Raw genomic sequence first — 14795 nt, forward strand, 5'->3', positions numbered from 1 at the left:
ATAAAAAACGCCGCACTGTGTGCGGCGTTTTTTGTGCCCGTAAGGATCAGAACGGGTAGTCGTTATAGCCCATTTGTTCAGAAATCTTGCGTGCGGCTGTATGGAGAATCGCCACATACTCATGCAGACGTTCTTCAGAAAAGCGCAGGGTCGGGAAAGAGATACTCAGCCCGGCAATGACAACGCCAAAGCGGTCAAATACCGGCACACCGATACAGCGCAGCCCTTCTTCCTGCTCTTCGTTATCTTCGCCATACCCCTGCTCACGTACTTTGTCGAGCACGGCCAATAACTCGTCAGTGCTGGTAATAGTGCGTTCAGTGCTGCGCTTATATTCCACGCCTTCGAGGATCTGCTTCACTTCTTCGCGATCGCGCCACGCCAGCAGCACTTTGCCAATCGCGGTACTGTAAAGCGGATTACGACGACCGATGCGTGAATACATGCGCAGGTTGTACATGGAGTCGATTTTATGGATGTAGACAATGCTGTCTTCATCCAGTGCCCCCAGGTGGATAGTCTCTTTGGTCAGGCGAGAGATCTCACGCATCTGGATATCTGCGCTGCGGATCAAATCCACGTTTTGCAGCGCACGGGCCCCGAGCTCGAACAGTTTCAGCGTCAGAGAATACTTTTCAGACTCGCCTTCCTGTGCGACGTAACCCAGTGACTTCATGGTTTGCAAAAAGCGATAAACGGTGCTTTTCGACATCATCACACGCTGCGACAACTCTGTAATACCAATTTCACGCTCTTCTCCGAGCGCCTGTAAGATGCCAAACACCTTCAGCACGGAAGAAACAGAATCTGGCTGTTTATCCAAATCTGCAATTGCCATTTACCACCTCATAGAGAGTGTTTTATAAAAATCAGAACCGGTTTTTATTATAAATTCCCGTCATGTTACCTGCAATCGATCCTCGTTTACTTCGTTACAAATCTGCGACATAAAACTGAAATAACGATGCTAAAATAGTTACCCTGAGAATAATTTCACACTGAGCTTTTCATCCCTAATGGAAAAAAACCTGTCCGATGGCCTGCCTTTGCCTCAGCGGTATGGCGTTATCGCCACGATTGTTATCGGTATTTCAATGGCCGTCCTTGACGGTGCAATCGCTAACGTTGCCCTGCCAACCATTGCCAGCGACCTGCATGCCTCCCCTGCCAGTTCTATATGGATAGTCAATGCCTACCAGATAGCGATCGTGGTTTCACTGCTCTCGTTCTCTTTCTGGGCGATATGTTCGGTTACCGACGGGTGTATCAATGCGGCCTGCTGGTATTCACCTTTACTTCACTTTTCTGTGCCCTTTCTGATTCGCTGCATACTCTGACGCTTGCGCGTATAGCGCAGGGCTTTGGGGGGCGGCACTGATGAGCGTCAACACGGCGTTGATCCGCTTAATCTATCCGCAGCGTCATCTGGGACGCGGTATGGGGATAAACTCGTTTATTGTCGCCGTCTCGTCTGCGGCCGGGCCAACCCTTGCGGCGGCCATACTCTCTGTCGCGTCCTGGCAGTGGTTATTCGCCATTAACGTACCGCTGGGTATTGTGGCCCTCTTCTTTGCTCTGCGCTATCTTCCCGCGAACGGTCCCAAAAGCACGATGCCACGTTTTGACCTTATCAGCGCAGTGATGAATGCCCTGACCTTTGGCCTGCTGATTACTGCCCTGAGCGGCTTTGCACAAGGTCAGTCCCTTATACTTACCGCCGCGGAGCTCATTGCGCTGCTGGTGATTGGCTTCTTCTTTGTACGCCGCCAGCTCGCGCTCCCTGTCCCTTTATTGCCTGTCGACCTGCTGCGTATTCCTCTTTTTTCTCTCTCGATTTGTACTTCTGTTTGCTCATTCTGCGCTCAGATGCTGGCCCTGGTCTCTCTGCCCTTCTTCCTGCAAAGTGTGGTGGGACGTACTGAAGTCGAGACCGGACTGCTGTTAACGCCGTGGCCACTGGCGACGATGGTAATGGCGCCGCTGGCAGGGTATTTGATTGAGCGCGTCCACGCCGGATTGCTTGGCGCGCTGGGGCTTGCCGTCATGGCCACGGGGCTGTTCGCACTCGCACTACTCCCCTCATCACCCACCGATCTGGATATCATCTGGCGCATGATCCTGTGCGGTGCAGGGTTCGGTCTGTTCCAGTCGCCTAACAACCACACCATCATCACCTCAGCGCCGCGCCATCGCAGCGGTGGTGCCAGCGGTATGTTGGGCACCGCACGTCTGCTGGGACAAAGCACCGGCGCGGCCCTGGTCGCGCTGATGTTTAATCTTGCCGGGCAAAATGGCAACCACGTTGCACTTTTCACCGCAGGCGCCCTTGCCACCCTCGGCGCCATCATCAGCGGGCTGCGCATTACCCAGCCCAGAGTACAGGCATAAAAAAGCCGGGCGGATATCTCCAGCCCGGCTCATTGCTCTTCTTAGCGTTACTTCAGGTATTCACCACTGCGCAGCGCTTCAATACGTTTATCCAGCGGCGGGTGACTCATAAACAGCTCGCTCAGCGATTTTGATTTACCGTTAATGCAGAATGCCATAATGCTGGTCGCTTCCTGCGGTTCATAGCTGGTTTTCAGACGCTGCAGCGCGGCAATCATCTTCTCACGGCCAACCAGTTTCGCCGAGCCGGCATCCGCATGGAACTCACGGTGACGGGAGAACCACATGGTGATGATGCTGGCCAGAATACCGAATACCAGCTCCAGTACCGTCGCAACCGCGAAGTAGATCAGCGGGTTGCCGTTGCTCTCTTCCCCTTCATCGCGGTTCCCGCCCATAAAGCCTGCCGCGATCTGCGCCAGAATACGGGAGATGAAGATAACAAAGGTGTTCACTACGCCCTGGATCAGGGTCATGGTGACCATGTCGCCGTTCGCGATATGGCTGATTTCGTGAGCGATAACCGCTTCGGCTTCGTCACGGCTCATGTTCTGCAACAACCCGGTGCTGACGGCAACCAGAGACGCATCACGGCGGGCACCTGTGGCAAAGGCGTTAATATCTGGCGCGTGGTAAATGGCCACCTGCGGCATGGCGATACCCGCCTGCTGCGATTGCTGAGCCACAGTATTCATCAGCCACTGTTCCATATCGTTACGCGGTTGCTCAATGACTTCACCACCTACCGATTTCAGTGCCATCCATTTCGACATCAGAAGTGAAACGAATGAGCCACCAAAACCAAACAGCAGCGCCATAATCAACAGACCCTGAACGCTGCTCGACTGAATTCCTGTCAGGCTTAGCACGAGCCCGAAAACCACCATCACCGCAAGGTTGGTGAGCAGGAAGAGCGCGATTCGCATCATAATTTTCTTTTAACCTCAGTTTAACAAAGCGCACTATGCGATTACCCACATCGTATGGGTATTACGGCTATTTTCAAGCATCCATCGGGCGTAAGTCACCAGAAAGACACAACTTTACACAATTGGAAATTTGCCTGACGGGAGAATGCGGAACAAAAAGAAACAGGCACAATTTCTTGTGCCTGTTGGGGGATTATTTTGCCGGTGCGGGTTGCACGGCGGGCTTCGCCTTTTCCTGATTCGCCAGGTCAAGAGCGATATGCACCGTCTCGTCGAGGTAAGGATCCGGCTCCTGGTAATCTTTTGGCAGATCGTCCAGTTTCTTAAGCAGAGGCTTACCTTCACGCTTGAAGCGATCGTTGATACGCGCCAGACGCGTTGCATCATCTTCGTTGTTCTCTTTCTCACGCTGAGCGTAGTTGAGAGAAACAATATTCCGCTTATCTTTCAGGGCATTGAAACGAGCAATGTCCTTCATGATGTACTGGAATTCCGGATCTTTGGCGATGCGATCGTTGTGCTCTTTCAGCAGTTCAGGACCAAACTGCGTCATATCACCCGCTTTCACGTAGGTCGCGGCGTTAATGCTATCCCACGGCAATGCGTTATCTTCAAACTTCTCGCCGGTTTCAGTCTCTTCCGTGCCTGTCGGCATCATGATATCCGGCGTCACGCCTTTACGCTGCGTACTGCCACCGTTCACACGATAGAATTTCTGAATGGTGTACTGAACCGAACCCAGTGCAGGCCATTCCGGACGCAGCATCTGATCGTAGATACGATTCAGAGAACGATACTGCTGTACGGTACCTTTACCAAATGTCGGCTCACCGACAATCAGCGCACGGCCATAGTCCTGCATAGCGGCGGCAAAGATTTCAGACGCGGAAGCACTGAAGCGATCGACCAAGACCACCAGCGGGCCTTTGTAGTAGACCACACCATCATTGTCGGCATCTTCACGTACTTTACCGTTGTTATCGCGCACCTGAACCACCGGACCAGACGGGATAAACAGCCCGGACAGTGAAACCGCTTCGGTCAGCGCCCCACCACCGTTGCTGCGCAAGTCGATGATGACGCTGCTCACGTTCTGCTTTTCAAGCTTCTGCAGCTGGACTTTTACATCATCAGTCAGCCCAACGTAGAAGCCCGGGATATCCAGAACACCCACCTTCTCTTTACCCACGGTCTTCACCGACATTTTCACCGCGCGGTCTTCCAGGCGGATACGCTCACGCGTCAGGGTAACGATACGGGTTTTGGTGCCTTTACCGGCTGGCAGAATTTCAAGGCGAACTTTGCTGCCTTTCGGGCCTTTGATCAGCGCAACCACATCATCCAGACGCCAGCCGATCACATCGACCATGTTCTGTCCGGTTTGACCCACACCAACAATGCGATCGCCTACGCTTATCGCTTTGCTTTTCGACGCCGGGCCACCGGCGACCATTGAGTTGATCACGGTGTAATCATCGTCCATCTGCAGCACCGCACCGATACCTTCCAGAGACAGGCTCATTTCGGTATTAAACTGTTCGGTATTGCGAGGCGAGAGATAATTGGTATGTGGATCGATTTCGTGAGCGAAAGCGGTCATCGCCAGTGAGAAAACATCTTCACTGTTGGTCTGAGCCAGACGACGAATAGCGAATTTGTAACGACGCGTCAGCGTGTCACGGATCTCTTTTTCATCTTTGCCGGTCAGGTTCAGGCTCAGCTCGTCGTATTTTACTTTTCCATCCCACAGCGCATTCAGCTCGGCTTCGTCTTTCGGCCAGGGCGCTTTGCTGCGGTCCAGATTAAAGGTGTCGTTGCCGGTGAAGTCCATCGGACGTTCCAGCACTTTCAGCGCATACTGATAGCGTTCAAAGCGGCGCTTTTGCGACAGGTTATAGAGATCGTAGAACAGATCCAGCTTGCCTGAACGCAACTCGTCACCCACCCCGGATTTACGCTTAGCGAACTGCTCGACATCGCTGGCGAGCAGTACGTTATGGCTGTAATCCAGCAAGTTCAGATAGCGGTCAAAGATTTTGGCCGAAAAGGCCTGATCGAGATCGAACTGACGATAGTGCGAACGGGTGAAGCGTGAGGTCACACGCTCGCTCACCGTCGCGTGCTGCGTCTCTTCCTTGAGGACCGGAATTTGATCAACACGCGTGATATCGTCCACTGCGAAAGCATGGCCCGTTATAGCAAACAGGCCCGCCAACGCGGTGAGCTTAAAAAAAGTGTTCATGCCAGGCTTGGCCTCCGTTTCAGAACAACAAGTGTTCTGCGCGTACAATCATTGACATACCAGAAGTCAGCTGTACACGAACGCCATCTTTGGTGATTTCCAGTACGGTGGCGTCCATTGCGTTGTTACCCGCTTTCACCTTCAGTGCCTGACCCACGCTCAGGGCGTTAATGTCAGAAACCGGCGTATGGCGCGGCTCTTCACGAGGGGCGCGCGGGGCTTTAGCTGCTGGTTTGTCAGCACGCGGTTTGCGATCGTTATTATCGTTACGACGCGGCGCTGGGCGTGGTTTACGCTCACGACGAGGCGCTTCTTCCTGGCCGTTTGCCGCTGCGGCTTCGCGTTTTTTCGCTTGCTGTTCTGCACGTTGTGCCTGAACGCGTGCTTTGGCTTCTTCCAGCTGTTTACGTGCGTGCTCAACGTGCTGCTCGTCCAGCTCACCACAAGGGTTGCCGTCAAGATCAACACGCGTCGCGCCCGCTTTGATACCGTACAGGTAACGCCAGCTCGAAGTATAAAGACGTAAGGCGGAACGAAGCTGAGTTTTGCTGAGGTTCATTTCCCCCTCAACGCGTGCCACCAGATCCTGAAAAATACCGACTTTCAGGGGACGAGCTTCACCTTCAGCACTGAAGCACTGTGGGAAACGCTCGGCCAGAAATGCGATAACTTCTTTACTGCTATTCAACTTAGGTTGATTTTCCATGAAATTTCCTGATTACAACGGACGTTGCCAACAAGCGCAGGCATGAACAGGCGTCATTATAATGACGCTATCAGTAAATGCTACGTTATCCGTTGATTATCCTGCTACGCTCGCAAAGAATTTTTGATAATCGGTTGCGTCGAGAACGTTTTCGAGGTTCGCCACCAGCTCGCGCAGCCCTTGTTCGTCCTCGGTTGTGAAGCGACTGAAGACCGTGCTGTCGATATCCAGAACGCCAATAATCTGATTTTTTACCACCAGAGGCAGAACGATTTCAGAATTACTGGCTGCGTCACAGGCAATGTGTCCGTCAAACGCATGGACGTCTTCGACGCGCTGTACCTGATTAGTCGCGACCGCTGTACCACAAACGCCGCGTCCTACGGGAATACGCACGCAGGCAATTTTCCCCTGGAACGGGCCAAGCACCAGCGTTTCACCTTCCAGAAGGTAAAAACCGGCCCAGTTAACGTCTGATAGCCGTTCAAACAGCAATGCGCTAGTATTTGCCAGAGTGGCTAAGAAGCTGGTCTCACCCGCCATCAATGCCTTAAAATCGCGGTTAAGATCCGCGTAGAATTCTGTTTTGTTCATTATTCAATCACTTAGTTGTCTTACAAAATTACCGCATAGCCTATTAAAATAAGCATTAAATGCGCTCATGCTCAAGATGAATCCGTTCATGAGTTAATATAACGTTCAACAATACTTATTTGTGCGCAGCTGATGGCCTTAAAAACAACCAAAATTACGCCGACAAAAAAGATAACTGTCCATACGGTAAGCGAAGCTTTGCCTCGTGCACATTATCAGCGTTGCCCGCAGTGCGATACGCTTTTTATGTTGCCGAAGATGAAATCGCATGAAAGTGCTTTTTGCCCCCGCTGCGACGCTAAAATTCGCGACGGCCGCGACTGGTCGCTGACCCGCCTCGCCGCGATGGCCATCACCATGATGCTTCTTATGCCGTTTGCCTGGGGCGAACCGCTGCTGAAGCTGTACCTGCTTGGTGTGCGTATTGATGCCAACGTACTGCAGGGGATCTGGCAGATGACGCGCCAGGGTGACCCGCTCACCGCCGCCATGGTGCTGTTCTGTACGGTCGGCGCGCCGCTGGTGCTGGTCGCCGCCATTGCCTATCTTTGGTTTGGTAACATTCTGGGGATGAATCTCCGCCCCGTGTTGCTGATGCTGGACAAACTGAAAGAGTGGGTCATGCTGGATATCTACCTGGTGGGCGTCGGCGTGGCGTCCATAAAAGTCCAGGACTATGCGTTCTTGCAGCCCGGGGTCGGACTCTTTGCATTTATTTGCCTGGTCTTGCTCAGCATCCTCACACTCATTCATCTGAACGTCGAACAGCTCTGGGAGCGCTTTTACCCTCAGCGCCCGGCCACGCGACCGGATGAAAGTCTCCGGGTCTGTCTGGGGTGTCACTATACTGGCTTGCCCGACCCACGTGGCCGTTGCCCGCGGTGTCATATTCCCCTGAGACTGCGGCGCAACAACAGTCTGCAAAAATGCTGGGCCGCGCTGATTGCCTCGCTGGTCTTTTTGATCCCGGCCAATATGCTGCCGATTTCCATCATTTACGTGAATGGTGGGCGCCAGGAGGATACCATCCTCTCCGGGATCATCTCCCTCGCCCACAGCAACGTGGGGGTGGCGGCAATTGTGTTTATCGCCAGTATTCTGGTGCCGTTTACCAAAGTGGTGGTGATGTTTACCCTGCTCCTGAGTATTCACTTCAAATGTGAGCAAGGGTTACGTACCCGAATTCTGCTTTTGCGATTCGTCACCTGGATTGGCCGCTGGTCGATGTTGGATTTGTTCGTGATTTCGTTGATGATGTCGCTGATCAATCGCGACCAGTTATTGGCTTTTACAATGGGACCCGCAGCTTTTTATTTCGGCTCCGCGGTGATATTGACTATTCTTGCTGTGGAATGGCTGGATAGCCGCTTACTTTGGGATGCACATGAGTCAGGAAACGCCCGCTTCGCCGACTGAAGCGAGAATTAAAACAAAACGCCGCATTTCTCCATTCTGGTTGCTGCCTGTCATCGCCCTGATGATTGCAGGCTGGCTTATCTGGACGAGCTATGAAGATCGCGGAAGCACCATCACCATTGACTTCCAGTCTGCCGACGGCATTGTGGCCGGGCGAACCCCTGTCCGCTTCCAGGGGGTTGAAGTGGGTACCGTTCAGGACATCAGCCTGGGAAAAGGGCTGAATAAAATTCAGGTCCGCGCCAGCATTAAGTCCGATATGCAGGATGCGCTGCGCAGCGAAACGCAGTTCTGGCTGGTAACGCCTAAGGCCTCTCTGGCGGGTGTTTCAGGGCTGGATGCACTGGTTGGCGGTAACTACATCGGCATGATGCCGGGTAAAGGTGAACCGCAGGATCACTTTGTTGCGCTGGATACCCAACCAAAATACCGACTGAACAACGGCGATCTGATGATCCATCTGCAGGCACCAGATTTGGGTTCCCTCAACAGTGGCTCACTGGTTTATTACCGTAAAATTCCGGTAGGTCGCGTTTATGATTACGCCATCAACCCGAATAAACAGGGCGTGACGATTGATGTGTTAATCGATCGCCGCTTCACTAACCTAGTGAAAAAAGGCAGCCGTTTCTGGAACGTCTCCGGCGTGGATGCCGATCTCAGTCTGAGCGGTGCCAAAGTGAAGCTCGAGAGCCTGGCCGCACTGGTCAACGGTGCCGTTGCCTTCGACTCTCCGGAAAACTCCAGCCCGGCCACGGCAGATGACACCTTCGGATTGTATGCTGACCTGGCGCACAGCCAGCGCGGCGTGATCGTCAAACTCGCCCTGCCCGACGCTAAAGGGCTGAAAGCGGGTTCCACACCGCTTATGTATCAGGGATTGCAGGTTGGGCAACTCACCAAAATGACGCTCAATCCAGGCGGTTCCGTGACCGGTGAGATGACTGTCGACCCGAGCGTGGTTGATCTCCTGCGTGAAAAAACGCGTATCGAGATGCGCAGCCCAAAACTGTCTCTGAACGATACCAGCCTGAGCAATCTTCTGACCGGCAATACGTTTGAACTGATCCCCGGTGAAGGTCAACCCAGCAACAGTTTCGTTGTTGCGCCGGCAGATAAAGCGCTGCTGCAAAAACCGGGCGTCGTAACGGTAAAACTGACCGCGCCTGAAAGTTACGGTATCGAAGCCGGCCAGCCGCTGATTCTGCATGGCGTCCAGGTGGGCCAGGTACTGGAGCGTACGCTCTCTGAAAACGGCGTGAGCTTCTCGGTGGCTATCGATCCGCAATACAGCGACCTTGTCCATGGCGACAGTAAATTTGTGGTGAACAGCCGCGTCGACGTGAAGGTTGGCCTCGACGGCGTTGAGTTCCTCGGTGCCAGCGCCAGCGAATGGGTTAACGGCGGGATCCGCATTTTACCGGGCAATAAAGGCCCGGTGCGCGACAGTTATCCGCTGTATGCCAACCTGGACAAAGCGATTGAAAACAGCATGAGCGATCTCCCAACCACGACACTGACGTTAAGCGCCGAGACGCTTCCTGATGTCCAGGCTGGCTCCGTTGTGCTGTACCGTAAGTTTGAGGTCGGGGAAGTGATTGCCGTACGCCCTCATGCGGACGCGTTTGATATCGAACTGCATATCAAACCGGAGTATCGCAAGTTGCTGACACCGAATAGCGTGTTCTGGGCCGAAGGTGGTGCGAAAGTGCAGCTTAACGGTAACGGGCTGACCGTGCAGGCCTCCCCGCTTTCACGTGCGCTGCGCGGAGCGATCAGCTTCGATAACCTCAGCGGTGCGGGTGCAAACCTGCGTAAAGGCGATAAGCGTATTCTCTTCCCGTCTGAAACCGCTGCCCGTGCCGTTGGCGGGCAGATTACCCTGCATGCTTTTGATGCAGGGAAGCTGGCGGAAGGGATGCCTATCCGTTATCTGGGTATTGATATCGGGCAGATCCAGAAGCTGACGCTTATCACCGCGCGTAACGAGGTGCAGGCCACCGCCGTGCTCTACCCGGAATATGTTCAAACCTTCGCCCGCTCAGGCTCCCGCTTCTCGGTGGTGACGCCACAGATTTCGGCCGCTGGCGTTGAGCACCTCGACACCATCCTGCAGCCTTATATCAACGTCGAACCCGGTAAAGGGAATGCTCGCCGTGACTTTGAACTGCAGGAAGCCACGATCACTGACTCTCGCTATCTGGATGGCCTGAGCATTGTGGTGGAAGTGCCGGAAGCAGGCTCGCTGAACATCGGCACACCGGTGCTGTTCCGCGGGATTGAGGTGGGTACAGTGACGGGCCTGACGCTCGGTACGCTCTCTGACCGCGTGATGGTGGCATTACGCATCAGCGATCGTTACCAGCACCTGGTGCGTAATAACTCGGTGTTCTGGCTGGCCTCCGGCTATTCACTGGACTTCGGTCTGACGGGTGGGGTGGTGAAAACCGGCACCTTCAACCAGTTCATTCGTGGCGGTATTGCTTTCGCTACACCACCGGGGACGCCGCTGGCGCCGAAAGCGCAACCGGGCAAACACTTCCTGCTGCTCGAAAGCGAGCCGAAAGAGTGGCGTGAATGGGGCACTGCCCTGCCGCGTTAATCTCAGGGCTCCGGTGTCAACGCACCGGAGCCTTTATGTTACACTGCGCCCCTGAACTTTTCCCTGTGGTGTGCACGTGGCTCAAAACTCCGTATTTCTTCCTGAACAATTCCTGGCGCAGATGCGCGAGGCGCTTCCTTCTCACCTCTCGTTAGACGATTTTATCGCCGCCTGTCAGCGGCCGTTGCGCCGGAGTATTCGCGTCAACACGCTGAAAATAAGCGTCGCCGATTTTCTGGCGCTGGTCTCGCCGTATAACTGGCAACTGACGCCAGTACCATGGTGTGCAGAGGGTTTTTGGATTGAACGGGATGACGAAGCGTCGTTGCCATTGGGCAGTACCGCAGAACATCTGAGTGGTCTGTTTTATATCCAGGAAGCCAGCTCGATGCTGCCGGTTGCCGCCCTGTTTGCGGATGATAATGCGCCGGAACGCGTCATGGATGTCGCTGCCGCGCCGGGCTCCAAAACCACGCAGATTGCCGCCAGGATGGGGAATCGCGGGGCCATTCTCGCCAACGAGTTTTCAGCCAGTCGCGTTAAAGTTCTGCACGCTAACATCAGCCGCTGCGGGATCCATAACGTTGCCCTGACGCACTTCGATGGCCGCGTATTTGGCGCAGCCCTGCCAGAAGCGTTTGATGCCATCCTGCTGGACGCGCCCTGCTCCGGCGAAGGGGTGGTGCGTAAAGATCCTGATGCGTTAAAAAACTGGTCTGTGGAGAGTAACCTTGAGATTGCCGCCACCCAGCGCGAACTGATCGACAGCGCCTTCCATGCCCTACGTCCCGGTGGCACATTGGTTTATTCGACCTGCACCTTAAACCGTGACGAGAACGAGGACGTCTGTCTGTGGCTCAAGGCGCAATACCCTGATGCCGTCGAGTTCCTGCCGTTAAACGGCTTGTTCGCTTCAGCCAATGAAGCCGTCACGCCTGAAGGATTTCTGCACGTTTTCCCCCAGATTTATGACTGCGAAGGTTTTTTTGTCGCACGGTTGCGTAAAACGCAGGCGGTTGAGCCACTGCCAGCCCCGACGTTTAAGGTCGGCAATTTCCCCTTCGCCCCCATGAAAAGGCGTGAGGCGGAGCAAGTCACTACCGCCGCCGCTAAGGTCGGGCTTGCCTGGGATGACACATGCCATCTTTGGATTCGCGATAAAGAGATTTGGCTTTTCCCGGCAAATATTGAGCCGCTTATCGGCAAGGTACGTTTTTCCCGCATCGGGATCCGCCTCGCGGAAGTGCACAATAAAGGCTATCGCTGGCAGCATGAGGCTGTTATCGCCCTCGCCGGCAGCGAGAATACGTTCGCCCTGACGCACCAGGAAGCCGAAGAGTGGTACCGGGGCCGTGATGTATATCCGGACAACACGCCATCGCATGATGAAGTGGTAGTGACCTATCAGGGTTATCCGTTAGGGCTGGCGAAAAAGGTAGGCTCACGACTGAAAAACAGCTATCCGCGAGAGCTGGTTCGTGATGGGCGATTGTTTACCGGTAACGATCGCACCGGCTGAAAAAAGCGCATTTTTTTACTGGCGATTTTGCTCTCCTTGTCTACGATCAAAAATGGATGTCCATACTGGTCATACCAGATTTTGATAACACACCCGGAGAGCAATATGACGAAAACCAGCGTGCGTATTGGCGCTTTCGAAATCGACGACGCAGAATTGCGCGGCGAAGCACAGGGCGAACGAACGTTAAGTATTCCCTGCAAATCCGACCCGGACTTGTGCATGCAACTGGATGCCTGGGATGCCGATACCAGCGTACCGGCAATACTTGATGGCGAACACTCAGTCCTTTACCGTGAGCATTACGATAGTCAATCCGATGCCTGGGTCATGCGTCTTGCCTGACCTAAAGAGAACCCGCCCGAAGGCGGGTTATTTATTACTGAAGCTGCGCCAGCGTAAAGTAACCATCGAAAACGGCGCCGGTATCAATGTAGTGCAGGTTATTAAAATCATACCGCCGGTCAAGTGGCGTATGTCCGAACCAGAAATGGTCCGCACCGCCGATCCCCTGCCCTTTCCCGACCATAAACCCCATCAGCCGATCGCGATCCCATAGTACGTGCTGGGCGCTTACGGGTTTTTGCCAGCGGTATTCCGCTGCGGGATAGTCAGCGTGAGCAATCACATTCAAACCGTTTGCACAGGTTATCTCGATAATGTGCGGCAGTTCCCGACACGCATTAAGTAACGTCAGCGCCAGCTGCTGCTGTGTGTGCTCAAGGCGGGTAAACCAAATTCCGCCATTCATTGTCCAGAGTGCAAAATCATTATTATCAAGGCTGTCGATAGCCATTTGTTCATGGTTGCCCCGTACTGCACGAAATCATTTTTCATTCATGAGCTGTAAACATTTAATACTGTCAGGGCCACGGTCAATTACATCCCCTACGGAAATAAGCAAATCCTCATAAGGATTAAAATGCCGGCGTTTCAGTTCATCCATGAGCCACTGATAACAACCATGTATGTCGCTGACAACCCAGACGTGCCGCCACTTCCCACCATCGATTCGCTGATACATAAAACCTCCTTGCTTAAGTATAGACGCAGCAGAAATTGCAGCTGACACGTGCAGCATTCACAAAGCCAAACGAACGGTAAACCAAATGGAAATAAAGATCCGCGCGCTATTAATCCCTTTTTGCTGACTCTTTAGAATAAGGCATGAATTAAACGAGAGGTCTTAACGTGTCTAATATGCACCTGCACAACGATGTGTTCTATCCGCATCGCACAAATATCATTTCCGAGCTGGTGAAAGGAAAACGCGTTCCGGGTCCAATCTGGCAGAAGCGCGAGTATCGTCTGAAGTTCCTGCTGCGCTCGCTCCTGTTCTGGTCTTCCACCCATCGCGTGCTGGAAACGCTCTCAGGACGTGATGATTTTGACCGTCTGCTGGCCTCTCAAATTACCTTACCGAGTAAAACCCATCGGCAGTATCTGATGCGTGGCCTGACGGCCGGCGATCGGGCTGACGCTATCATCAGCCATTATCACTGGGTCGATAGCCTGAAAAATATCACCCTCGCCAACGCGCTGACCAGCCCGCAAGAGCAGACGATAGTGCAATTTCAGGCAAAAAACGACGCGACGTATACCGTGAGTGCCTCCTCTGCCGGCAAAGCCGAGCGGGAAGGTGAAAGCACGCTGTGGCTGCGCGACAGCGAGAATACCGTGCTCGCAAGCCTGACGTTTAGCGTCGCACGCAGCAACGGGCAGCGAGTGCTGGTGATTGGTGGGCTTCAGGGGCCACGTCGCAACGTCTCGCATGACGCCATTAAACTGGCGACCCGCGCCTGCCATGGCCTGTTTCCAAAACGCGTGTTGATGGAAGTGGTTTTCCAGCTGGCCGCACATTCATCCGTCCGGGCGATTTTTGCTGTCGGTGATGAGGGGCACGTTTTCCGCGCACTGCGTTACCGCCTGAGCAAAGGCCGTCATTTCCATGCCAGCTATGACGAATTCTGGGCGAGTCTGGACGGTAAGAAAATCTCCCCCTTCTGCTGGCAACTGCCGTTACAGATGGAGCGTAAATCACTGGAAGATATCGCCAGTAAAAAACGGGCGGAATATCGCCGTCGCTTTGAACTGCTTGACTGCATTGAGGCTGAGGTGAAATCACGCTTTTAAGCGCGCTGAGAGCTTTCTTCAACTCTGCACAAAAATTTAACAAAACCGGCAAAAAGGGCATGCTGTTTTGCCGGGTGATTGATGTCGATTCGGTCGAAAGGTTTTTTTTTATAGGTAAAAAGTGATCCTTGAGGTTACGTCCGGCCAGAACAGATGATCTTTGGGGTAAAATTCACCTTCCTTCCAGTGCATTTGCCCCGCTTTTCAATGTGATTTACTCTCCACTCTGCCGCTGTTGCAAAGGTATTTTACAATAACGGACTGAA

General features: G+C 53.6%; 10 protein-coding genes and 2 pseudogenes. 6 read left to right on the plus strand and 6 right to left on the minus strand.

Annotation, left to right across the window (positions count from 1 at the left end; translation table 11 throughout):
- Positions 1-46: 46 nt before the first annotated feature.
- Positions 47-838 (minus strand): DNA-binding transcriptional regulator KdgR, encoded by a 792-nt coding sequence (gene kdgR / locus BH714_RS09520; RefSeq protein ID WP_014170608.1) that lies wholly within the window; start codon positions 836-838, stop codon positions 47-49.
- A 178-nt stretch (positions 839-1016) separates the two neighbouring features.
- On the opposite strand from kdgR, the pseudogene BH714_RS09525 reads away from it, so the two are divergent.
- Positions 1017-2388, plus strand: a pseudogene (locus BH714_RS09525) (MFS transporter).
- A 47-nt stretch (positions 2389-2435) separates the two neighbouring features.
- Here BH714_RS09525 and htpX read toward each other — a convergent pair.
- From htpX to BH714_RS09545, 4 genes are all read right to left on the minus strand, one after another.
- Entirely contained in the window at positions 2436-3317 is an 882-nt protein-coding gene (gene htpX, locus BH714_RS09530) for a protease HtpX (protein ID WP_014170610.1), read from the minus strand.
- Positions 3318-3510: 193 nt separating this feature from the next.
- Entirely contained in the window at positions 3511-5559 is a 2049-nt protein-coding gene (gene prc, locus BH714_RS09535; RefSeq protein WP_040017773.1) for a carboxy terminal-processing peptidase, read from the minus strand.
- A gap of 19 nt (positions 5560-5578) precedes the next feature.
- Positions 5579-6265 (minus strand): RNA chaperone ProQ, encoded by a 687-nt coding sequence (gene proQ / locus BH714_RS09540; protein WP_014170612.1) that lies wholly within the window; start codon positions 6263-6265, stop codon positions 5579-5581.
- A 96-nt stretch (positions 6266-6361) separates the two neighbouring features.
- Positions 6362-6859, minus strand: a complete 498-nt coding sequence (locus BH714_RS09545; RefSeq protein ID WP_040017774.1) for a GAF domain-containing protein — start codon at positions 6857-6859, stop codon at positions 6362-6364.
- Positions 6860-6991: 132 nt separating this feature from the next.
- Here BH714_RS09545 and yebS point away from each other — a divergent pair, with 132 nt between their 5' ends.
- From yebS to BH714_RS09565, 4 genes are all read left to right on the plus strand, one after another.
- Positions 6992-8275 (plus strand): membrane integrity lipid transport subunit YebS, encoded by a 1284-nt coding sequence (gene yebS / locus BH714_RS09550; RefSeq protein WP_040017775.1) that lies wholly within the window; start codon positions 6992-6994, stop codon positions 8273-8275.
- The gene (locus tag BH714_RS09555) at positions 8244-10877 is read left to right on the plus strand and encodes a PqiB family protein (RefSeq protein WP_020883414.1); all 2634 of its coding nucleotides are present in this window, start codon (positions 8244-8246) and stop codon (positions 10875-10877) included. Before yebS ends, BH714_RS09555 begins: the two co-directional genes overlap by 32 nt.
- Before the next feature lie 76 nt (positions 10878-10953).
- Complete coding sequence (gene rsmF, locus BH714_RS09560; RefSeq protein WP_040017777.1) at positions 10954-12396, plus strand: 16S rRNA (cytosine(1407)-C(5))-methyltransferase RsmF; 1443 nt, start codon at positions 10954-10956, stop codon at positions 12394-12396.
- Positions 12397-12501: 105 nt separating this feature from the next.
- On the plus strand, positions 12502-12741 hold the full coding sequence (locus tag BH714_RS09565) for a YebV family protein (RefSeq protein WP_020883412.1): 240 nt from the start codon (positions 12502-12504) through the stop codon (positions 12739-12741).
- Positions 12742-12775: 34 nt separating this feature from the next.
- Here BH714_RS09565 and pphA read toward each other — a convergent pair.
- A pseudogene (gene pphA, locus BH714_RS09570) lies at positions 12776-13420 on the minus strand (protein-serine/threonine phosphatase).
- 167 nt (positions 13421-13587) lie between these two features.
- Between pphA and BH714_RS09575 the strand changes: the two are divergent.
- Positions 13588-14529, plus strand: a complete 942-nt coding sequence (locus BH714_RS09575) for a VirK/YbjX family protein (protein ID WP_014170619.1) — start codon at positions 13588-13590, stop codon at positions 14527-14529.
- The last annotated feature ends 266 nt before the right edge of the window (positions 14530-14795 follow it).

It is taken from the genome of Enterobacter ludwigii (assembly GCF_001750725.1).
In the GTDB taxonomy this organism is placed as follows: Bacteria; Pseudomonadota; Gammaproteobacteria; order Enterobacterales; family Enterobacteriaceae; genus Enterobacter; species Enterobacter ludwigii.